Raw genomic sequence first — 20,924 nt, forward strand, 5'->3', positions numbered from 1 at the left:
CCATGTCCGAACGCATCTTCGATCCGTCCAACGTGACGCCAGCAGCGCTCCCACGACTGCTCGCGGCGCTCGCCGCCACCGCGGTGGAACGGGACAAGCGCGGCGGAACCGCCAAGCGCGAGCGCGATCTCATTCGCGAGAGTGGCTTGCTGAAGCTGTCCATCCCGCGCGAATTGGGCGGCGCGGGCGCCGATTGGATCGTCATCCTCGACGTCGTACGGCGAATTGCGGCCGTCGACAGCTCGCTCGCGCATCTCTTCGCCTTTCATCATTTGATGATTGCAACCGTGCAATTTTTCGGGACCAGCCAACAAGCGCGGCGCGCGATGGAGAAGACCGCGCAGGAGGATTGCTTCTGGGGCAACGCCGTCAATCCGAAGGATGCACGATTGCGACTGCGGCGTGATGGCGAATATTATCGCCTCGAGGGCGTCAAGAGCTTTTGCTCGGGCGCGAGCGATTCGGACATGCTCGTCGTCTCCGCGCTCGACGAGCAGCAAAAATTGAAGATAGCTGCGATTCCGACCCGGCGCGGGGGGATTCGAATTCACGAGGATTGGGATAATATGGGGCAGCGCCAAACCGACAGCGGCTCCGTATCTTTCGACGAAGTCGTCGTGAGCGACGAGGAGCTGCTCGTCTCGCCTGGGCCGCTCGGATCGCCTTTCGCCGCCCTACGGCCCTGTCTCGCACAGCTCATCCTCGTCTCCATCTATGCAGGACTGGCGCGCGGCGCCCTCGACGCCTCTGTCGCCTATGTGCGGGAACTGCCGAGCGATGGCGCGGCGCGCATCGGAAGCGATCCATTCACTCTGCATACGGCAGGCGAGCTCTTTGCGCAGGTCTGCGCGGCGGAGGCGCTCCTCGATCGCGCCACACATTCCTTTCAGCAGGGCTGGACGCGTGGAGACGCGATCACGCCGCAAGAACGCGGCTCTATCGCGATCGATGTCGCGATCGCCAAAGCCGTGAGCGCGCGCGCGGCTCTCGATGTCGGCAGCCGCATGTTCGACATCATGGGCGCGCGCGCCACGACTGCCCGCGCCGGGCTCGACCGCTTCTGGCGCAATGCGCGAACACATACGCTTCACGATCCTCTCGATCACAAGCTGAAGGAGCTCGGGGAGTTCGCGCTGAACGGCCTCTACCCGACGCCTTCCTTCTATTCTTGAACGATGCGGCGCCACGGCCGACGCTCGCAACATGAACATAGGAGACGACATGTCCACGATGAAGCTCGTCGCCGTATCCGGCGGCCTCGGACACCCGTCACGCGCCGCCGCGCTGGCGAAAGCCATTACCGAGGCAATCGCCGCAAGGATGCCGATCGACGCCCATGCGATCTCGGTCGCCGATCTCGTCCAAGATCTCGCCGGCGTCATCTCCGCGAAGAGCGCTCCTGCATCGGTGAGCGAAGCCGTGACACGAATCGAGACCGCGGATGCGCTGGTCGTGACGACGCCGGTCTATCGCGGTTCCTACACAGGCCTCTTCAAGCATCTCTTCGATCTCGTTCATCACGAGGCGCTGATCGGCAAGCCGGTTCTGCTCGCGGCGACAGGCGGCAGCGATCGACATTCATTAATGATCGATCACCAATTGCGGCCCTTGTTCGCATTTTTCCAGTCGCTGACTTTACCGCTCGGCGTCTACGCCAACGATAGCGACTTCTCGAATTATGAGGTGAGTAGCGACGCGTTGAAGGAGCGCATCCAACTCGCGGTCGAGAGTGGAATCGGCTATTTGGAGCTGCGAGGTTAGGCGGTTCAGTTATTGCGAATTACCGCCGCGTCATCAATAAGTCGCCATCGGCCGATTTGACGCGCGGCGCTCCCCCGAAGGTTGATATCCTCGAGATATGACGGGGGAGCTATCGGCTCCGACAATCGACAGTACGAGTCCCACGCGGACCGACGAGGCAAGCGTGGCGCCTAAACGGATGATATCCTCTCGTCGTAGGCCCATGAGCAGATTGCGTCGTCCTGCAGGCCCGGAGGTCCCTCCGCCGTCGTTCCGATAGCGTCAAAAGCACACAAGTCGGGACGTCCACACAAGCGGCGCGGCTTTGTTCAGTGAAGGTCGGCGTAAACCCGACCGTTGACTTCCGTTATAAATCAATGGTAGTGGGTGATTTAGGTCCAATCTTTCGTTCGCAGGATGCGGCCGCAATTGCCGTATTTTAAAAATAGGTGTTGCGGAACAATGATAGCTTGCCTGAGTCGTATTCAAGCTACACGCTCTTTATTGTGGTCTCAACGTGAGCATGAGCGGATAAAGTCACGCGTCAATCAACTCTATGTGCGGATCGGGCGATAGATGCGCATACTCGTGACCGGCGGCGCCGGCTTCATCGGCTCGGCGGTTTCGCGCCGCATCATCGAGACGACGCCGCATGATCTGCTCGTCTATGACAAGCTCACCTATGCCGGCAATCTCGACTCGCTCGCGCCCATCGCGGGCGATCCGCGCTACGCCTTTCGGCGCGCCGATATTTGCGACCGCGACGCCGTCGCCGCCGCCTTCGCGGAGTTCCGGCCCGACGTCGTGATGCATCTCGCCGCCGAAAGCCATGTCGATCGTTCCATAGACGGGCCGGGCGCCTTCATCGAGACCAATGTCGTCGGCACTTTCACTCTGCTCGCCGCGGCGCTCGATTATTGGCGTGGGCTCGATGGGCAGACCGCCGCCGGCTTTCGCTTTCTGCATATTTCTACCGATGAAGTGTTCGGCGCGCTCGGGGCGGAGGGGCTGTTTCGCGAGGACACGCCCTATGCGCCCAACTCGCCCTATTCCGCTTCGAAAGCGGGCTCAGATCATCTCGCGCGCGCTTGGCGCGAGACCTATGGCCTGCCGACCATCGTCACCAATTGCTCCAATAATTACGGCCCCTATCATTTCCCGGAAAAGCTCATTCCGCTCACCATTCTCAATGCGCTCGAGGAGAAGCCGCTGCCCGTCTATGGACGCGGCGAGAATGTGCGCGACTGGCTCTTTGTCGAGGATCACGCCGAGGCGCTGCTCACCGTCGCGCGCGCCGGCGTCGTCGGACAGTCCTATAATGTCGGCGGCCGCTCGGAGATGCGCAACATAGAAGTGGTGCAGGCGATTTGCGACAGTCTCGACGAGCTGCGGCCCCGCGCGCGCGGCTCTTATCGCGAGCTGATCACATTCGTGCAGGATCGGCCGGGCCATGATCTGCGCTATGCGATCGATTGCTCGAAGATCGAGCGCGAGCTCGGCTGGCGCGCAAAGGAGAGCTTTGCGAGCGGCCTCGCCAAGACGGTGCGCTGGTATCTCGACAATGAAGATTGGTGGAAAGCCATACGCTCCGGCAAATATCGCGGCGAGCGGCTCGGCTGCGTCGCCTGACGCGCGCGTGAGGACAGAATGAAGGTCGAGGACACGGCGCTCGATGGCGTCAAGATCGTCACGCCCGATCGCTTCGGCGATGCGCGCGGCTTTTTCTCCGAGAGCTATAATGAAAAGCGTTGGCAGGAACGCGGCCTGCCGCCATTGCGCTTCGTGCAGGACAATCATTCGCTCTCGCGCGACATAGGCGTCATTCGCGGGCTGCATTTTCAGACCGCGCCTTTCGCGCAGGACAAGCTGGTGCGCGTCACGCGCGGCCGCATATTGGATGTGGCGGTCGATATTCGCCGCGCGTCGCCCACATTCGGCCGTCATGTCGCGGTGGAGCTCTCCGCCGAGAATTGGCGGCAATTGCTCGTTCCCATCGGCTTCGCGCATGGCTTCTGCACGCTCGAGCCGGATACGGAAGTTGTCTATAAGGTGACGAATTTCTATTCGGCGCCCAATGATCGGGGCCTCGCCTTCGACGATCCCGATCTCGACATCGCTTGGCCGATCGCCCCGGCGCGGGCAGTTCTGTCGGAGAAGGATCGCCGCTGGCCGCGCCTGCGCGATCTTTCCGATACATTCGAGTAAGGGGTGACGATGCGCATCGCCGTCACCGGAACGCAGGGCCAGATCGTCACCGCTCTGCGCGAGCGCGCCGATGAGGAAACGCAAATCATCGCGCTCGGCAGGCCGCAGCTCGATCTTGTCGATCGCGACAGCGTTCGCGCGGCGCTGAATGACGCGCGCTGCGATGCGATCGTCAATGCGGCTGCTTACACCGCCGTCGACAAAGCGGAGCAGGAAGAAGCGCTCGCCCTGCGCGTCAATGGCGAGGGCGCTGGCCATGTCGCCGAGGCGGCGGATGCGCTCGGCGTTCCGCTCATTCATTTTTCGACCGACTATGTGTTCGACGGCTCCGCTGCGCGCCCCTATCGCGAGGATGATCCGACCGCGCCGCTCGGCGCCTATGGCCGCTCCAAGCTTGAGGGCGAAAGCCGCGTCGCGGCGCTCTGCCCAAACGCCGCCATGCTGCGCACAGCCTGGGTCTATAGCCCTTTCGGCGCGAATTTCTTGCGCACCATGTTGCGGCTCGGCGAGACGCGCGAGGAGGTCGGCGTCGTCGCCGATCAGCTCGGCAATCCGACGAGCGCGCTCGACATAGCCGAGGCGACATTGCGCATTGCGAAGCGCCTTTGCAGCGACAGCGCGCCGCAGCTGCGCGGCGTCTTTCACATGACCGGTGCGGGCGAAGCCTGCTGGGCCGATGTCGCCGAAGCGATTTTCGCGCGCGCTGCGGAGCATGGTCGCAGACCGGTGCGCGTTCGCCGCATCACGACGGCGGATTATCCGACGCCGGCGCGGCGCCCGGCCAATTCGCGTCTCGACAATACGAAACTTTCGCAAATCTACGGCGTCGCTCTGCCCGACTGGCGCCCATCGCTCGCGGCCTGCGTCGACAGGCTGCTCGCCGGCCCCACAGATGGAGGAGCATGACATGCGCGGAATCATTCTCGCGGGCGGCAGCGGCACGCGGCTTCATCCGGCGACGCTCGCCGTCTCCAAGCAATTGCTGCCGGTCTATGACAAGCCGATGATCTATTATCCGCTGAGCGCGCTGATGCTCGCCGGCGTGCGCGAGATACTCGTCATCACGACGCCGGATGACGAAGCGGCGTTCGAGCGCCTGCTCGGCTCCGGCGCGCAATGGGGCGTCTCCTTCACTTACGCCGTGCAGCCGCGGCCGGACGGGCTCGCGCAGGCCTATGTCATCGGCGCGAGCTTCGTCGAGGGGCGAAGCTCCGTGCTGGTGCTGGGCGACAATATTTTCTACGGCCACGGCCTCACGGAATCGCTGACCAAGGCGAAGCAATCGCGCCGCGGCGCCACCGTCTTCGCCTATCACGTCGCCGACCCCGAGCGTTACGGCGTCGTCGATTTCGACGCGCAGGGCCGCGCACTATCGCTCGAGGAAAAGCCGAAAGCGCCCAAATCCAATTGGGCGGTCACGGGGCTTTATTTCTACGACGAGCGCGCGCCGCAATATGCGGCGGAGCTGCGGCCCTCGCCGCGCGGCGAATTGGAGATCACCGATCTCAACAACATCTATCTGCAGCGCGGCGAGCTGAATGTCGAGCGCTTGGGCCGCGGCTTCGCCTGGCTCGACACGGGCACGCCGGCCTCGCTGCTGGAGGCGGCGGAATATGTCCGCGCGATCGAGCTGCGGCAGGGCCAACGCATCGCCTGCCTCGAGGAGATCGCCTTCCGCCAAGGCTGGATCGACGCCGAAACGCTACGCGCCGCCGCGCAGAAACTCGCCAAAAGCCAGTATGGCGCCTATCTGACGCAGGTAGACAAGGAACATTAAAACCCGGCCTCTCACAATAAGAAAAGTGGCGTGAGAGCCCGTCTGGAAAATCGGATTGATGCGGGAGTCCCGTTTTTCAGCGGATGTGATTCACACTTTGGATGTGGATACGCCAGCAACGGGGCCGAATGGCCAAGATCGCCCAGAAGACAAAGCGCTATCCTTCCGATTTGACGGATGAGGAATGGGAGAGGATCGCGCCGCTGATGCCGAAGCCCGGGCGCCGAGGCCGTCCGCGCGAGATTGATGTTGCCCGTGCATTTCGGGCGTTGGCGAACTGTCTATGGCTGGTTCCGCGAGTTGGCGCGGCGTTTTCTGTTCCAAACGATCCATGACGTCGAACTCATGCTCGACCGCGAAAGGCAGGGACGCGAGGCGAGCCCGTCGGCGGCGGTGATCCGATCGTCAGACTTTCCGCCGTGACCGCCTGACCATTCCGGCCAAAGCCGGAAATCCTGGTGTCCACCTCGATCCAGCTACACCATGCTCCGGGGCGCGATCCGCTCGCTCGCTACGGCGCTATGAAAAGCGCGCGTCGCGAGCGGCTTGCTCCCGAGCTGCTACACCACCGGTGGGGACACGACCTTCTGGGATCGGCCCGTCACCGCTTTCGGCAATGTCAATGTCGCCTGGCAGGATCGCACGCAGCTGACCAATCCCTGGTCGGCGCTGCAATATTGGCAGCCGGCCTATACGATCGTGAACGCCGGCCTCGGCCTGCGCACCGACGACGAGCGCTACAGTCTCTCGATCTGGTCGAAGAATCTGTTCGACCAGCGCTACATCATGGGCTGGTCGCCGGGCAGCTCAACGACGGCGACCACCGTCACTCTGCAGGATTTTCCGCGCACCATAGGCGGAACCTTGCTGGTGAAGCTCGAATGAGCGGGACGCCCGATATGACGCTGTGACCGTTTCATCATCGCAACGCCGCGGGAATCGGCCAGGACCGTCGCGCCGGCTTCGTCGGTCGCTCTGCTCGGGCGGATCGGCGGCGTCCTGCCCATCCGGCTTCTGATCGCGAACTATTGACAATCCCTATCGTATTCGTTCTCTTTGTGCGACGGTCTCGCCCTCGTGTCAGCCTCCTCAGGAACGACGCAATGATCAGCTTTCCACACAGAGCGGGGCGGCGCTTCGTCGTTCTGACGGAGCGCGCTTCCATGGCCGCGGCTTTGCAGAGCCTAAGACGTGGCTCGGCGCTCGCGCTGGCTTTGGCTTTCGCCCTCTCCGCGCTCACGCTGCTTGCTGCGCCGGCCTTTGCCGAGACGGTGCGCGTCGGTGTTTTAGGCGGCGAGGATGAAGATCTTTGGAAGGTGGTGGCGGCGCAGGCGGCCAAGAATGGGTTGACGATAAAGATCGTCGTCTTCAACGACTACACACAGCCCAATGAGGCTTTGGAACGCGGCGACGTCGAAGCCAATGCGTTTCAGCACAAGCCCTATCTCGACAGTCAAATCAAGACGCGCGGCTATCACATAACGCCTGTCGGCTTCACCGCCGTCTGGCCGATCGGCCTCTATTCGCGCAAGGTTCGCTCTGTGGCCAATTTGCCGAAAGGCGCGATCATCGGCGTTCCCAACGACCCGTCCAACGAGGGCCGCGCGTTGGTTCTCCTGCAGCGCGTCGGGCTCATCAAGCTGCGCGATGGCGCCGACGTCCTCGCGACGACCGCAGATATCGTCGACAATCCGAGGAGTCTCGCGATCATGGAGCTCGACGCCGGCGTCGTCGGCCGCGCAATCGACGATCTTTCGGCCGCCGTGGTCAACACCGATTGGGCCATCAAATCCGGCCTGAAGCTCGCCGAGGATCGTATCGCGCAGGAGTCGCTCGCCGACAATCCTTATCGGAACTTCATCGCCGTCAAATCCGGCCATGAGAACGATCCCTGGGTCGGAGCGCTCGTCGGCGCTTATCAGAACGATGTCGTGAAGGGCGCCCTGGCGAGCATCTTTCACGGCGCCGGCGTTCCCGCGTGGTGAGTTTCACGCCCCGCGGCGGCGACGCGTCCCATGAAGGACCGGCTCGATCGTGCTGACGTCCGCCTTCGACGCATCGACGCTCAGCTCGCAGAGCGAGAGCGGCTCATCGTCGGTCGTGCGCCTGAGCGAGGTGACGAAGCGGTTCGGCGCGACGATCGCGTTGGACCAAGTCTCGCTCTCGATTCGCCGCGGCGAGGTGCTCGGACTCATCGGCCGCAGCGGCGCCGGCAAGTCGACGCTCATCCGCTGTCTCAACGGCCTCGAGCGCCCCGACAGCGGCGACATCGAGATAGAAGGGCGCTCGATCATCGGGCTCGGCGAGCGCGAGCTGCAGCCGCTGCGCCGGAAAATCGGCATCGTCTTCCAGCACTTCAATCTGATGTCGGCGAAGACGGCGGCGGAAAATATCGCTTTGCCGCTCGAGATTGCAGGGCTACCGCGCGCGGTCCGCAACGCGCGTGTCGCCGAGCTGCTCGAGCTGATCGGGCTTGCCGACAAAGCCGGCGCCTATCCGGCGCAGCTCTCCGGCGGCCAAAAGCAGCGGGTCGGCATCGCGCGCGCTCTGGCGGCGCGGCCGGCGCTGCTGCTATCGGACGAAGCGACCTCGGCCCTGGATCCCGAAACGACAGACGCAATCTTGGAATTGCTGCGGGACATCAATCACAAGCTCGATGTCACCATCCTGCTGGTGACGCACGAGATCAGCGTCGTGCGCGCGATCGCCGACCGCGTGGCGGTGCTCGACGGCGGAAACATCGTCGAGCAGGGGCCCGTTCGGCGGATATTCGCCTCGCCCTGCGCCGCGACCACCCGTAGCCTGCTACGCGCTTATCGGCCGACATTGCCGGACGATCTTGCGGCGCGCCTCGTCGCCGGTCGCGGAGTGCGAACGCTGCTGAAAGTCGTCGTCATAGGCGCTCGAGCGCGAGCGCCGCTCCTGGCGGAGCTCGCGCTCGCAACGGGCCTGCGCGTGTCCCTCGTTCATGGCGGCGTGGACCGTGTGAGGGGCGAGGAGGTAGGAGCGCTGCTTCTCGAAGCCGACGGGCGTGACCACGCCCAATTTTCCGCGGCGCTGGATTTCCTGCGGCTGCATGCGGACGAGGTGGAGGTGCTCGGCCATGTCGCTGGCGATGCTTGAGCTTCTTTGGCGGTCTTTCGTCGAGACATTGGTCATGACGGCGGCCGCCGGATTCGTTTCGCTCGCTCTCGGCCTGCCGCTCGGACTGTTGCTCGTCATGACCGATCGACATGGACTCGTCGAGCGGATATGGCTCAATCGGCTGATCGGCGCCGTCGTGAATGCGGCGCGATCCATTCCTTTCATTATTCTCCTGGTCGCGGCGATTCCGCTCACGCGATGGATCGTCGGCACGTCGATCGGCGTAGCGGCCGCGATCGTCCCCTTGTCGCTCGCAGCGATCCCCTATTACGCGCGCATCGCCGAGCTGTCCTTTCGTGAGGTCGACCAAGGCTTGATCGAAGCGGCGCGGGCAATGGGCGGCAGTCGTTGGACGATCATTTTCGACGTGCTGATCCCAGAAGCGCTGCCGGGCTTGACGAGCGGGTTCACCGTGACTCTCGTGACGCTGATCGGCGCCTCCGCCATGGCGGGCGCGGTCGGCTCGGGCGGGCTCGGCGATCTCGCCATACGTTACGGATATCAACGTTTCGAGACCAACGTCATGGTCGTCGTCGTCTTCGTTCTCATCGCGCTCGTATCCGCGCTGCAATGGGCGGGAGATAGGCTGGCTGCTCGGTTCGACAAAAGAAGTCGCGCGAATGCCGAAGCCTGACGATCCGCTCTGCGAGATCGAGCGCGCGCCGGCCCGCGGGTCGACGCGATGTCAATTAGTCGATCGTCCCGCCGCCCGAAGCTCCCCGTTTCTCCAATCGAGGTTCACGCATTTGACCGAGCCGGAAACCATCGCAGCGCAGGCCGTCGGCAGGATCGCCCCCTCCGTCGGCGCGCTCATCCCGCCCATCCATCCGTCGACGACCTTCGAGCGCGCGCCAGACAACAGCTTCCCGGAGGGGCGCATTTACTCGCGTCCAGACAACCCGACATATGCGGCCGCCGCTCAGACCTTGAACGCGCTGGAAGGAGGCGCGGAAACGCTTCTCTTCTCCTCCGGGATGGCGGCCGCGACGGCGGTTTTTCTCGCTTTGGACCCCGGCGATCATGTGATCGCGCCGAAGGTCATGTATTGGGCCTTGCGCGGCTGGCTCGCCGATTTCGCGACGCGCTGGGGCTTGCGCGTCGACTTCGTCGATCTAGCGGATGCGACTGCTCTCGAAGCCGCAGCGCGGCCCGGCGAGACACGTCTCGTCTGGGTGGAAACCCCCGCCAACCCGATGTGGACGATCTCCGATATCGCCGCGGCGGCGGCGATTGCCCATCGCGCAGGCGCGCGGCTCGCCGTCGACTCCACCGCGGCTTCGCCCGTGCTCACGCGGCCCTTGTCGCTCGGCGCCGATCTTGTCGTTCATTCGGCGACGAAATATCTGAACGGTCATTCGGACGTGGTGGCCGGCGCCGTCGTCGCCGCGCGACGGGACGAATTCTGGGATCGCATCCGCATGATCTCGGCGCGCAACGGCGCCGTGCTCGGGCCTTTCGAAGCCTGGCTTTTGCAGCGCGGCTTGCGCACGCTTTTCCTTCGCGTGCGCGCGCAGTCTCGGTCGGCGCTGGAGCTCGCCGAGCGGCTCGCGACGCATGAGGCCGTTTCCGAGGTTCTCTATCCGGGCCTCCCGGCGTTTCCGGGCCATGATGTCGCCCAGCGACAGATGCATGGCGGACACGGCGGCATGTTGTCCATTCGCGTGAGAGGCGGGGCGGCGGCGGCGATCGCGACCGCCGCGCAGGTGAGGATTTGGAAGCGCGCGACGTCGCTCGGCGGCGTCGAGAGCTTGATCGAGCATCGCGCCAGCGTCGAAGGTCCGGGAACGCCGGTTCCAGACGATCTGCTGCGCCTCTCGACAGGAATCGAATCCACATCCGATCTATTCGAGGACCTTGCCCGAGCGTTGGACAGCGCCGCGACGGGAGGCGCGGAACCCGTGTCCGTCTCCGCGCCATAGATCGGCGCGGCGCGTCTCGATCGATCGATCGATCGAAGCGGCGCCGGGCGGTCTTATCCGCGCAATTGCTTCACGAAAGGCCCGTGAAGCCGCAACGCAAGGCCACCTCAGCCCGCTGACCCGGATTCAGAGCCCTGCGGTCAAAGCGCGCTCAGTCGAGCACCACGCTCAACGTGCCGCCGTAGGTGACCGGCGGCATGCCGAGGGTGACAGAGGTCGGCGTGCTTCCGCTGCCGGGCGACCAAGACATGAAAGGCACCACATTGAAGAGGTTCTTACCCCAGAATGTCAGCCTGTAATGGTTGTCGCTGGTCTTCAAGCCGGCGCCGACGCTGAGATCGACATAGGGCCGGTTCCAATACTGAGCCACCGACCATGGATTGGTCAGCTGAATCTTATCCGTGTAGGCGACATTGAAATAGCCGAACGCGCTGATCGATTGTTCGGCCCACGGCCCCAGTCCCGAGCCGCTGAACACCGCTCCGAGAGGATGCTCGTAATTGGCTCCGGCCCTGAACGCCCATCTCGGAAGATTCGTCCAGCGTGTGTTGGACAGCGACATATACTGCGGCGCTTTGATGAAGCTGGCGGGCGCATTCGCAGGCGTCGACCATGCCCAGTCGCTCGGCGCGGGCGCTTGCGTATATTTGACCCAACGCGCGTCCGACAACGAGCCGGAAAAGGTGATCCATAGTTTCTCGATTGGGCTCCATCGTCCGTCGAATTCTACGCCGCGCATCCTCGCCTGCTCGGCGTTGCCGACATTGCTGACGGAAATCGGCGCGCCATTGGTGTCGTAGCTCGTCTTGCTTTGAACGACCTGAAAATTATATAGGTCCGTCCAATAGGCGGTCAGGTTGAGAAACAGGCGCTCATCCAGCCAGTTCGTCTTGACTCCCAGCTCATAATCCCACGACACCTCGGGCTTGTTGCCGAGCAGCGGAGCATGATCCACGAGGTAGTAAGTGCCGCCGCGGTTCACATAGATCGGACCTGTGCCCGTTATATTGACTGCCGAGGCTTTCTCTCCGCGGCCGACGAGACCGAACAAATTGATATTGTCGTTGTACCGGTATTCCGGGTTGACGAGCGCGGTGAGCATATTGCGGTATTTCGCCTGAGATCCGGTGTCGGACCAGCCCCAGCCGCCGGAAGCGATGATCGCCTGCTCCTGCTGGAAAGGCGAGTATTGGGCACCGTAATAGAGCGAGGGTTGATGGCGCGCAGACCCGCCCCTCCGCTCCCATGAATCCCTTATGCCGAATGTGATCGCCGCCTGCTCGTCGAAATGATAGGTCGCGTTGGCGTATCCGGCGGCCTGATGTGACGTCGCTTTGACGTACCACCAGTCCGCGACGCCGGGGAGAGCGGCCGGGAGGCTGTACCATTTCGTCGCATCGGCGCCGAAATCGGTATGGTGCATCTGGCTCAGCACGTCTTCCGCGAAACCGTAGAGCCCGACTTGCCACTCGAACGGCTGCCCCTTCGGCGAGGAGAAGCGCAGTTCCTGCGAACCCTGGCCGGCGTATGTATCCATCGAACCGCCGCGAATGGCGGCCAATTGGTTCCCATCGGAAAAGCCTCGCTCGAGGCCTCGCTCGAAACCATAGGCCGAGATCGACGTCAGCAGATAGTCGCCAATGCCGACGTTCAGCTCGTTCGAGACGGTGTAATTGCGCTGGGGGTCGGTCCCTTCGCGCGCCATGTACGGCTTATATGGATCGAAGGTGAGAACGGGCCGGCCGAGCCTGCTCGAGAAATTCTGAGCGTAGCTGGTCGCCGGAGCCGTGCCATTCGCATAAATGAGGCTCGAATTGCCGATCGGAATGGCGCTGCGAAAATAGTTCCGGTATTCGTTCGAGCTGGCGTAGTTGAAGATGAGACGGTCGCTTATCTCGTCCCCGACGAAAAGCAATTGGCCGCGTACGCCCCAACGATCGAAGTTGCCGTAGCCCGCGCCCGTGATTTGGTCGTGAATGAACCCGTTGTCCCGGTCGAAATATGCGGTCACGCGATAGGCGAGCGCGTCCTCGATGATCGGACCGGTGACGTTCACCTTTTCGGTCGTGCGGCCATAGCTTCCGTACGATGTCTCGAGTGTCGCCCGGCGTGTGAAGGACGGCGCCTGAGAGTGGATGACGACGCTGCCCATCGTCGTGTTCTTGCCGCCCGCCGTGCCCTGGGGGCCATAGGCGACTTCGAAAGACGATATTCCAGAGAAGTTCATCCACTGGAAGCCCGGCGCTTGCCAGAACACGTTGTCGAGCACGAATCCGGTCGCGGAATGCGCGCCGACCCCGGTGTTCGACCCGGCGCCGACGCCGCGGATCGACGCGAAGGACCATTGCGCAGTGCTGGTGTTCGGCCTGTAATTGGAGATCTTCAAGGCGAAGTCGTCGAGGGTCTGGAGCTGCTGCTCCTCTAACGTGTCCGCGGTGATGACCTTGATGGCGCGCGGCGCTTTCTGCGCCTGCGCTTCGCGCCGCGCCCCCGCTTCGTCGCCCTGCACGAACACATCCCCGACCTGCGCGTCCTGCGCGAGCGCCGGCGCGTTCGCGCCCACCAACAACGAGCCGCCGAGCAGCGTATAGGGGGCCAACGACGCACAAGAGAACAACCACCGCCTGAATGCCATTGACCTGACGCCCCACTCCGTGTGCCAAAAACACAGTTTATCGAGCGGAAATAGCGACTCACTTACGTAGTGGCAAGCCAAAGCGGCGCGCTTGCCGGCGGAAGCGTGGCGTAAATGAATAATTATCGAACACTGTGGCCCATTTGCAACAGCGCCAGACCGGATCTCGAGCGAGTGCGCGCATCCCTACGTTCGGGGTGTTTCGCCAAGCCGCAGTTTTACATTGTATCTCAGGATTTTGCCGCAGATGGCATGATCCCGGCGCGGCGAATGCGCGCCAGGCCGCAACTGTGACAGAGACTTTCTCCTCGAAATTCGTATGTCGCAAAATTAGATGTCGCTATTCGCGCCTGTCCAAGCTCATGCCAGCGGACCACCCTCGCCGAACTCGGCTTGACAGCTGTATCACAGCTATACATCATATTAATATGATAGGATTAATATACTAAAGGATTCCCGATGGTCCGCTCAGTGTCCGGCGTCGCGACGAAAATGCGATTTCGTATCATGTCCAGCGCGTCCAGCCTCGCCTATATGGCGACGGCCGCTGTGGCTTTGTCGATGCAACTCGGCGGGTCTCGCGCTGAGGACGCTCCGGCTCCGGCTGCGGTGAACGTCCAAGTGGGCGATGTCGTCGTCCCCGGCGAGGACGACGACGGGGGCGAGACCTCGCGTCCCGTCATGGATGCGCAGAAAAAACCGAAGTCGATCGTCGTCGTCGATCCCAAGACGATCGAGCGTCAGAACATCAACCGCCTCGACGAATTGCAGCAGCTCGTCCCAAGCTACAACATAGCGTCGAACGGCCGGGTGATCGACGGTCGAGCATCGATACGATCGATCGGCATCCAGGCCTCGGGAGAGGCTCCGACAGGCTATGTCGTCGACAATGTATTTTGGAGATATCAAGGCTTCCAATGGCTCGACCTTTTCGACGTGGCGTCCTTCGGAGTCGCCTACGGCCCACAAGGGACGGCCGGCGGCAAGAACACGTCGGCCGGCGCCGTCATCATCCGCAACCAATTGCCGTCGTTCACGAGGCAGGCGGCGACCGAGACCAATTTCGCCAATTACAGCCGCGTCATCGAAAAAGCCACAGTCACCGGTCCCATCATCGACGACACGCTCGCCTATCGCATCAGCTACTATATGGATAAGGGCGATGGCTGGAATCGCGATCCGGTGAGCGGCGCCGGCTATAAGAACACTGACCGCTGGGCCGTGCGTGGACAGTTGTTCTATGTCGGCGACAATTTCTCGGATCGGCTCATCTTCAATTACGGCGCATCTCACGAGTACAGCAATTACCCCGCCGTGGCGTTCTCCGACTCGTTTATGGTCTACGCCAATGGAACACGTCCGAGCTCGACTTTCGTGCAGAACGTCTGGAGGATCGGCAAGCCGATCATATCCCTCGACCCATACCATCCCGCGATTGCGCGCCAGGGCGTCGAACCTGTGAGAAACATCACCGTTTCCAACGAGCTCAACGTAAGCGTCGGCGAGAACATTTTGACCTCGATTTCCGCCTATGGCTTCCACCGCGACGAGCAGCCGTTTTTCCAAGACGGACAGCTGCTGGAATTGTGGCGCGCCGGCATGAACACCTATGTCGGCCAAGGGTCTCAGGAGTTTCGGCTGGCCTCGCCCAAGGACCAGCCGCTCGAGTGGACGACCGGCCTCTACTTCTTCTATGACGATTTGCACAATCAGATGCACCATACGCAATTCGGCGTCGATGCGGCCAAATGGCTGAACCGGCCGGCCGCGCTGCCCGGCGTCCAGGATTGGTGGTACACGACGATCCGGGACTTTCAATTCGCCGCTTTTGGACAGGCGACTTGGCATGTGGACGAGCAATTGGCGGTCACTCTCGGTCTGCGCGACAGCTACGAGATTACCGGCGGCGCAGTGTGGCATCTCAACCGCTATTATCCCAACGTGTCGCTCGCCGATCAGGATCAGGCGGTCATCGTGGCGAGCAACTATGGAGGCGTTCAAGACAGCGGCTACCAATCGAAATATCTCAACCATGTGACGGCGGTAATCAATCCGCAATATCAAGTGAACGAGAATCTCCTCCTTTATGGGCTCCTTGGGCGCGCCGAGAAGGGCGCCGCGGCCAATTCCTCCAATGCGCTCTACACGACAAATCCGAAAACCGGGCTGCGAGAATTCTTGCGCTTTCCGCCGCGTTTCGCCAAGCCCGAGGTCTCATGGGACTATGAGCTCGGCTTCAAGTCGAACTGGCTCGACAATCGGCTGTTCTTCAACGCCAACCTCTATTGGAACGACTTCTACAAATTCCAGACGAACATTGTCGATTCATCGGGCGTCGACGCGCTCGGCTCGCCCGTCGCCGTGTCCGTGCTCGGCAACGCCGCTCACGCCCGTGTGCGCGGCGTCGAATTCGATGGACGCTGGAGTCCTGTCGAGCGGCTATGGCTCAATTTCAACGCCGCATTTACAGATGCCCGCTGGGTGTCCTTCCCGGACGCGCCGCCGCCGGCGGATTGGAGTTGGTCCGGCGGCGACGTCGCCGCGCCCAAAGCATTGTCGCTCTCCAACACGCGCTGGACAGGCGTGCCACTCTGGACGTTCAATGTCGGGGCAAATTATGAGCAGCCTCTCGGAGCGATTTTCGCCGATCTCGGCGATTTGTCCGCCCTTGGAATTTTTGGCGAATGGGCATCGCGACCGATCACGGCCTTCGGCTATTTCAACGTCAATTGGCGCGACAAGACGCAGCTGACCAATCCATGGTCCATTCTGCAATATTGGCAAGGTAGCTACGCGATCGTGAACGCGGGCGTCGGCATCCGCACTGACGATAGTCGATACAGCCTCACCTTCTGGGCCAAGAACATCGGGGACGAGCGTCCCTTTTCCTCATGGGATCCAGGAACCGCCAGCACCCCCGCGACCGTCGGCGTGGCGCGTTGGCCAGCGACCTTCGGCGGCTCCTTTCGCGTAAAGCTCCTGTGAGCACGGCCCGATGCGCCGCTTCGATCATCGCGGGCTCGGGATCGCTGCCGACGACCTCGTTTGATCGATGTCGCCAGCGCTCCGGTCGCCAGCTCGGTCGTCTGCTCGGCATTGATATGCCCAAGTCCCGGGCGTGCGCTCCACCACCCGGCTCTTGTTGCTGGTTTCCACAACATCACATGAGATGGCGCTCCCTGATGCTGTCGCGGCTATCACGATACCTCCCGGCCGCCGCTACGCCCCATGGGATCTGAGGCTAGCCGGTCGAAATGATTGTTCACGACGTGGCATTAGCGCAACAGTCCTGATGAATTTCATGGCTTTTGTTCAGAGGGGGCGTCAAATGTTGGCCAAATCATCGAAAGATCGCTACTCTGATCCTCTCGGCCAAGCTCGGCGGAAGCAGATGGTGACATTCTAGTGCCGATCGTGTTCCATCGCGCGCTTGCGGTCCTCATGGCGATGCTGCTGCTCGCTATGGGACGAGCGCATGCGCTCCACACGCACAGCACGTCGCCGATTGTCGACGCTAGCGCTCGGCATTGCATCCAACAGAATGGACACGTCCCGCAACCTTCGTCCGACGAGCGTGAATCCGGCGCCGGCTGCCTTCTCTGCGAAATCTGCGATATACTCCCTTTGCTGGTTTCGCAGGCGTTGGTCTTCGATCTCACGCCAGACCATGATCGACATCCGCCGGTCGGCGCGACGACGTCGCATTCTCCTGCTACGGCGTTTTCCGCGAATAGGGCCCGTGCTCCTCCATCGCCTCTCCGTCTTCGCGTCACATTGAACGCGCCGTTCAACTGAGTTTAGCCATTTCTGTCGTGGCGGTTCGCTTCGTTCGCGAATGCCGCGCCGCCCTGCTGTCTGTTAGACGGTCATAAGGGAACACTCCAATGCTCAAAATTCTTCTCTCGCGATCCGCGAGCGCGACGGCGCTCGTTCTTGCGGCCAGTGCACAAAACGCCCATGGTCAGGAAAGCCTGCCGACGATCGAAATCGGCCGCAACGCCGTCGAGGCTCGGCGCGCCAACGCTTCCCCGACATCCAAAGACGCAGTGCGCGACGCTCCCGTCACATCGTCGAGCACGAGAGGCTTCGATGCGCAGGACGTGGCTTCGCGCTCCTATTCCCAACCGGCAGAAGCGCTGGAGATCGATCCGGGTCTGATCGTCGCGCAGCATTCCGGCGCCGGCAAAGCCAATCAATATTTTCTCCGCGGCTTCGCGCTCGATCATGGCTATGATATCGGCCTGACGATCGACGGGATGCCGATCAATCAAGGCTCGCACGTTCACAGCAATGGCTACGCCGACGCCAATTTCATCATTCCCGAGCTGTTTGGCGCGGTCGACGTCCGCAAGGGGCCATATTTCGCCGACGAAGGAATTTTCTCCTCCGTCGGCTCAATCCGCATGCAATATGTCGACAAGCTTCGCGAAGGATTGCTATCGGCCTCTGGCGGCATGTTCGGCTATGGCCGCTTGCTCGGTGCCAAATCCTTCGCGATCGGCGATGGCGAGCTGTTAGCCGCCCTCGAGCTCAACAACTATAACGGCCCTTGGGAGCGTCCCGACGAACAGCGCAAGATCAATGGCGTGCTGCGATGGAGCCAGGGCACCCAGGAGAATGGCCTGTCGATCACGGCAATGGCGTTCTCGAACCATTGGTTCGGGACCGATCAGATTCCGATGCATGACGTCGCTTTGGGTCTGATGTCGCGCTGGGGCACGCAGGATCCGTCCGATGGCGGCAATGCGACGCGCTACAGTCTTTCGGCGCGGTGGAGCCAGAGCAGCGCGAGCGACTTCTCTCGCGTCGAGGCTTTCGCCATTCGCGAGACGACCAACCTCTATGACGATTTCGTCTACAATCTCGCCAATCCGCTTCCATTGAACGATCAGACGCATCAGTTCGATCGTCGCACCGTGCTCGGCTTCAACGCCGTTCACGGCTGGAAATATAATGTCGCCACGATCCCGGTCGAAACGCGGGTCGGCGCCCAGACCCGCTTCGATGCGATTCGCAACGGCTTCGGCGACTCCTATCTGCGAAACCAATACGACTCGATCCGAGACGACTACGTCAAGAATTACACCCACGCGCTCTGGACGGATACGACTGTGCGTTGGACGCCCTGGTTCCGGTCGACCGTCGGTTTCCGGCTCGATTATGTCCACGGCGCGGTCGACACTGTCCTCAATCCGCTATATGCGCCGGGATGGTTCGCCGGAGCGCCCAACCTCATCGGATCGGCCAACGACGGCGAGCTCGGCCGCGTGTTCACGAGCCCGAAGGCCGGCTTCGTATTCGGACCATTCCACGAGCTCGGAAATTCGGAATTCTTCGTCAATTTCGGCGAGGGGCTGCGAGAGGAGGACATACGCGGCGCATTGGCGCATTGGGATCCCGCCGTCGGGAGCTACGGCCCGAATGTGCAGCTGCTGACGAAGACGCGCGGCGCCGAAGCGGGCGTGCGCGCCAAGCCGATCGAGGGACTGGACACGTCACTGAGCCTGTTCTGGCAGGATTTCGATGCGGAGAACACTTTCTCGGGCGACGCCGGCGTGACGACCTACGGACGTCCCGGTCGGCGGCTCGGCTTCGAATGGACCGGCGACTACTCGATCGCGTCCTGGGCGCACGCCTACGGCGAAGTAACCGGAACTCATGCGCGCTTCCGCGGTTCGGACGCGGTCCAGAAGGCGACCTATCTTCAGCTCGTGAACAATGACGCCGGGGATCCGCTCTACCCGCTCAATCTACCGGGCAACGCGCCCGGGAATTATCTGATGCTCGCCCCGGTCTGGGTCGCTAAGGCCGGCGTCGAGCTCGGCGAGAAGACAGGCTGGTTCGGCGGTCTCTATTACCGCTACTTCGGCTCGCGTCCGCTCACCGAGGACGGTCAAATCAGATCATCGGCGACCGCCTCGTTGAATGCGCGCGCCGGATATCGTTTCGATAATGGCTGGAAAATTCAGCTCGACGCATTCAACGTCACGAACCAGCGTTCGAGCGCGATCGACTACGGCTACGGCGCCTTCGGACGACAGGATTATCTCCTGTTTCCGGGATATGCGGGCGGTAGCATCGGAATCATGGATCGCCATTTCAAGCCGCAAGATCCGCCGGCTGTTCGCGTGACGCTGAGCGGTCCCCTGACGATCTTGGACTCCGCGTCGGCGCTCGGACCAAAATAGGGGAGAAAAGGCGACCCATCACGACTCCAAGACGCCGGGCGGTCGACGCCCGGCGTGATCATGCGGCAGCGCCTGGCGTTCGGCCCGAATGACATCGAGCGAGGCTCTGCTCACCTGAGAGAAGGCTCGCTCTCGATTTTCGCGGCGGCCTGCCGAAAAATCGCGACAAACGCCTCGAGTTCCGCCGGCGAGAGATCCGAGATCGCCGCGTAAGCGCGATGCTTCTCCTTCCAGACGACGACGGGATAGCCTTCCATCATGCGCAGCGAAGGCGTTTCTGGATAATTCACCGACCGAGGCTGCAGCTCCGCGACGGAAACGAGATGCTCGCGCCTCTTGTAGACCAGCGTCGGCGCGGGCGTGGCGCCGATGATGTCGATCCTCGCGCCGGCGAGCGGAAATCCCTCGGCCGCGAGATCGACGACGGTGACGGCGAGCGGCAGCTTGCCAGCGAGCCAGGGCTTTACCGTATGACGGTCGCTCGACGCGACATCTACCGGCTGCCCCGATATCTGGCTCCGCATATGGCCTGCGACGACATAGGGCGTGAAGCGATCCGGCGCGGCGAACTCCTCGGCGAGATGCTGCAGCCCGACCGTCGCCACGATCGTCGCGGCGATCGACGCCGCATAGACGCCCCATGTCCGCGGCGGCGTTAGACGATGTCGCGCCGCCCTCGCTCCCTGCGCGCTCGAAGCCCCTATCTGCTCCTGCAAGCGCGCCCGCAACGCCGCCGGCGCCGCCTCGCGCGGGGCGTGACGGCGCAATGTCTCCCGCAACGCCGCGAGCCGCGCCCGATCTCCGCGGGCGCCCGCGTCCTCGGACAAAAGGCGCTCGGCCTCGAGCGCGCTCGCCGCATCCAGCTCCTGGTCGAAGTCGGCTTGCAAAAAAAGCACGCGATCACGATTCTGGTCTTTGCTCATTGCGGCGCTCTCCCCAATCGCTCGATCAAAAGCGCGCGCGCCCGCGCGAGGCGCGACATGACGGTGCCGATCGGCGCGCCCGTGGCGCTGGCGATCTCGCGGTAGGACAAACCATTGATCTCGCGCATGACGAGCGCCTCGCGAAACGGGATAGGCAATGAAGCGATCGCTGCGGCGACGCTGCGTCGATCTGCGGCCTCGATCAGCGCCGCCTCGGGAGACGCCTCTTCGGACATGGACGAGGCGCCGTCTTGGACTTCAGCGTCCTCGGCCACGCCCACGAGAACGAGGTCGCGGCGCCGATTCTTCGCGAGCCAGGTGAAGGCCGCGTTGCGTGTGATCGACAGCAGCCAGGCGCGCGGATGCTCCACCTCGGCGCCGTCGAGCGCGGAG

General features: G+C 62.6%; 16 protein-coding genes and 1 pseudogene (1 of these 17 only partly in view). 14 read left to right on the forward strand and 3 right to left on the reverse strand.

Annotated elements, in window-relative coordinates:
* Positions 1 to 2 precede the first annotated feature (2 nt).
* The 12 genes and pseudogenes from METLW4_RS0120590 (at position 3) to METLW4_RS25615 (ending at position 10,785) form a co-directional block, all read left to right on the forward strand.
* Positions 3 to 1,172, forward strand: coding sequence for an acyl-CoA dehydrogenase family protein (locus tag METLW4_RS0120590; protein ID WP_018268125.1), 1,170 nt, complete (start codon positions 3 to 5; stop codon positions 1,170 to 1,172).
* A gap of 49 nt (positions 1,173 to 1,221) precedes the next feature.
* Positions 1,222 to 1,761, forward strand: coding sequence for an FMN reductase (gene msuE, locus METLW4_RS0120595; protein WP_026191684.1), 540 nt, complete (start codon positions 1,222 to 1,224; stop codon positions 1,759 to 1,761).
* 555 nt (positions 1,762 to 2,316) lie between these two features.
* Entirely contained in the window at positions 2,317 to 3,369 is a 1,053-nt protein-coding gene (rfbB, locus tag METLW4_RS0120600) for a dTDP-glucose 4,6-dehydratase (RefSeq protein WP_018268127.1), read from the forward strand.
* An 18-nt stretch (positions 3,370 to 3,387) separates the two neighbouring features.
* Positions 3,388 to 3,945 (forward strand): dTDP-4-dehydrorhamnose 3,5-epimerase, encoded by a 558-nt coding sequence (rfbC, locus tag METLW4_RS0120605; RefSeq protein WP_018268128.1) that lies wholly within the window; start codon positions 3,388 to 3,390, stop codon positions 3,943 to 3,945.
* A 9-nt stretch (positions 3,946 to 3,954) separates the two neighbouring features.
* Entirely contained in the window at positions 3,955 to 4,851 is an 897-nt protein-coding gene (gene rfbD / locus METLW4_RS0120610; protein ID WP_018268129.1) for a dTDP-4-dehydrorhamnose reductase, read from the forward strand.
* Between the two features lies 1 nt (position 4,852).
* Positions 4,853 to 5,722, forward strand: coding sequence for a glucose-1-phosphate thymidylyltransferase RfbA (rfbA, locus tag METLW4_RS0120615; protein WP_026191685.1), 870 nt, complete (start codon positions 4,853 to 4,855; stop codon positions 5,720 to 5,722).
* Positions 5,723 to 5,823: 101 nt separating this feature from the next.
* Positions 5,824 to 6,127: pseudogene (locus METLW4_RS25610) on the forward strand (IS5/IS1182 family transposase); the annotation flags it as partial.
* Positions 6,128 to 6,268: 141 nt separating this feature from the next.
* Positions 6,269 to 6,607, forward strand: a complete 339-nt coding sequence (locus tag METLW4_RS0120625; protein ID WP_018268132.1) for a hypothetical protein — start codon at positions 6,269 to 6,271, stop codon at positions 6,605 to 6,607.
* 218 nt (positions 6,608 to 6,825) lie between these two features.
* Positions 6,826 to 7,707: a MetQ/NlpA family ABC transporter substrate-binding protein gene (locus METLW4_RS0120630; RefSeq protein ID WP_018268133.1), complete on the forward strand. Its 882-nt coding sequence runs from the start codon at positions 6,826 to 6,828 to the stop codon at positions 7,705 to 7,707.
* Between the two features lie 49 nt (positions 7,708 to 7,756).
* A complete protein-coding gene (locus METLW4_RS0120635) occupies positions 7,757 to 8,845 on the forward strand; it encodes a methionine ABC transporter ATP-binding protein (RefSeq protein WP_018268134.1) in 1,089 nt (362 codons plus the stop codon).
* A complete protein-coding gene (locus METLW4_RS0120640) occupies positions 8,826 to 9,500 on the forward strand; it encodes a methionine ABC transporter permease (protein WP_018268135.1) in 675 nt (224 codons plus the stop codon). Before METLW4_RS0120635 ends, METLW4_RS0120640 begins: the two co-directional genes overlap by 20 nt.
* The gene (locus tag METLW4_RS25615) at positions 9,487 to 10,785 is read left to right on the forward strand and encodes a trans-sulfuration enzyme family protein (protein WP_018268136.1); all 1,299 of its coding nucleotides are present in this window, start codon (positions 9,487 to 9,489) and stop codon (positions 10,783 to 10,785) included. The genes METLW4_RS0120640 and METLW4_RS25615 overlap by 14 nt, the downstream gene beginning before the upstream one ends.
* Before the next feature lie 151 nt (positions 10,786 to 10,936).
* Here the strand turns inward: METLW4_RS25615 and METLW4_RS0120650 are convergent, their stop codons facing one another.
* A complete protein-coding gene (locus tag METLW4_RS0120650; protein ID WP_245258506.1) occupies positions 10,937 to 13,501 on the reverse strand; it encodes a TonB-dependent receptor in 2,565 nt (854 codons plus the stop codon).
* A gap of 426 nt (positions 13,502 to 13,927) precedes the next feature.
* Between METLW4_RS0120650 and METLW4_RS0120655 the strand changes: the two genes are divergently transcribed.
* Positions 13,928 to 16,405 carry a TonB-dependent receptor gene (locus tag METLW4_RS0120655; protein WP_018268138.1) on the forward strand — a complete coding sequence of 826 codons (2,478 nt, stop codon included), beginning with the start codon at positions 13,928 to 13,930 and terminating at the stop codon, positions 16,403 to 16,405.
* Positions 16,406 to 17,304: 899 nt separating this feature from the next.
* Complete coding sequence (locus tag METLW4_RS0120665) at positions 17,305 to 19,608, forward strand: TonB-dependent receptor (RefSeq protein WP_018268140.1); 2,304 nt, start codon at positions 17,305 to 17,307, stop codon at positions 19,606 to 19,608.
* 110 nt (positions 19,609 to 19,718) lie between these two features.
* On the opposite strand, the gene METLW4_RS26675 is transcribed toward METLW4_RS0120665, so the two are convergent.
* Together METLW4_RS26675 and METLW4_RS0120675 are read right to left on the reverse strand one after the other, a co-directional pair.
* Positions 19,719 to 20,531, reverse strand: coding sequence for a hypothetical protein (locus METLW4_RS26675; protein WP_018268141.1), 813 nt, complete (start codon positions 20,529 to 20,531; stop codon positions 19,719 to 19,721).
* A protein-coding gene (locus METLW4_RS0120675) for a sigma-70 family RNA polymerase sigma factor (protein ID WP_051079712.1) crosses the window boundary here: on the reverse strand, positions 20,528 to 20,924 show its 3' portion. It continues 98 nt past the right edge of the window; only the last 397 of its 495 coding nucleotides appear in the window; the start codon falls outside the window, past its right edge; it ends in the stop codon at positions 20,528 to 20,530. The genes METLW4_RS26675 and METLW4_RS0120675 overlap by 4 nt, the downstream gene beginning before the upstream one ends.

The sequence above is a fragment of the Methylosinus sp. LW4 genome, from assembly GCF_000379125.1.
GTDB lineage: Bacteria > Pseudomonadota > Alphaproteobacteria > Rhizobiales > Beijerinckiaceae > Methylosinus.

What these genes read in the sequence shown, in the direction of transcription:
- METLW4_RS0120665 (WP_018268140.1), top strand. Translation starts at nt 17,305, where the DNA reads ATGCTCAAAATTCTTCTCTCGCGATCCGCGAGCGCGACGGCGCTCGTT.
- rfbB (WP_018268127.1), top strand. Translation starts at nt 2,317, where the DNA reads ATGCGCATACTCGTGACCGGCGGCGCCGGCTTCATCGGCTCGGCGGTT.
- METLW4_RS0120630 (WP_018268133.1), top strand. Translation starts at nt 6,826, where the DNA reads ATGATCAGCTTTCCACACAGAGCGGGGCGGCGCTTCGTCGTTCTGACG.
- rfbC (WP_018268128.1), top strand. Translation starts at nt 3,388, where the DNA reads ATGAAGGTCGAGGACACGGCGCTCGATGGCGTCAAGATCGTCACGCCC.
- METLW4_RS0120590 (WP_018268125.1), top strand. Translation starts at nt 3, where the DNA reads ATGTCCGAACGCATCTTCGATCCGTCCAACGTGACGCCAGCAGCGCTC.
- rfbD (WP_018268129.1), top strand. Translation starts at nt 3,955, where the DNA reads ATGCGCATCGCCGTCACCGGAACGCAGGGCCAGATCGTCACCGCTCTG.
- msuE (WP_026191684.1), top strand. Translation starts at nt 1,222, where the DNA reads ATGTCCACGATGAAGCTCGTCGCCGTATCCGGCGGCCTCGGACACCCG.
- METLW4_RS26675 (WP_018268141.1), bottom strand. Translation starts at nt 20,531, where the DNA reads ATGAGCAAAGACCAGAATCGTGATCGCGTGCTTTTTTTGCAAGCCGAC.
- METLW4_RS0120640 (WP_018268135.1), top strand. Translation starts at nt 8,826, where the DNA reads ATGTCGCTGGCGATGCTTGAGCTTCTTTGGCGGTCTTTCGTCGAGACA.
- METLW4_RS0120655 (WP_018268138.1), top strand. Translation starts at nt 13,928, where the DNA reads ATGTCCAGCGCGTCCAGCCTCGCCTATATGGCGACGGCCGCTGTGGCT.
- rfbA (WP_026191685.1), top strand. Translation starts at nt 4,853, where the DNA reads ATGCGCGGAATCATTCTCGCGGGCGGCAGCGGCACGCGGCTTCATCCG.
- METLW4_RS25615 (WP_018268136.1), top strand. Translation starts at nt 9,487, where the DNA reads ATGCCGAAGCCTGACGATCCGCTCTGCGAGATCGAGCGCGCGCCGGCC.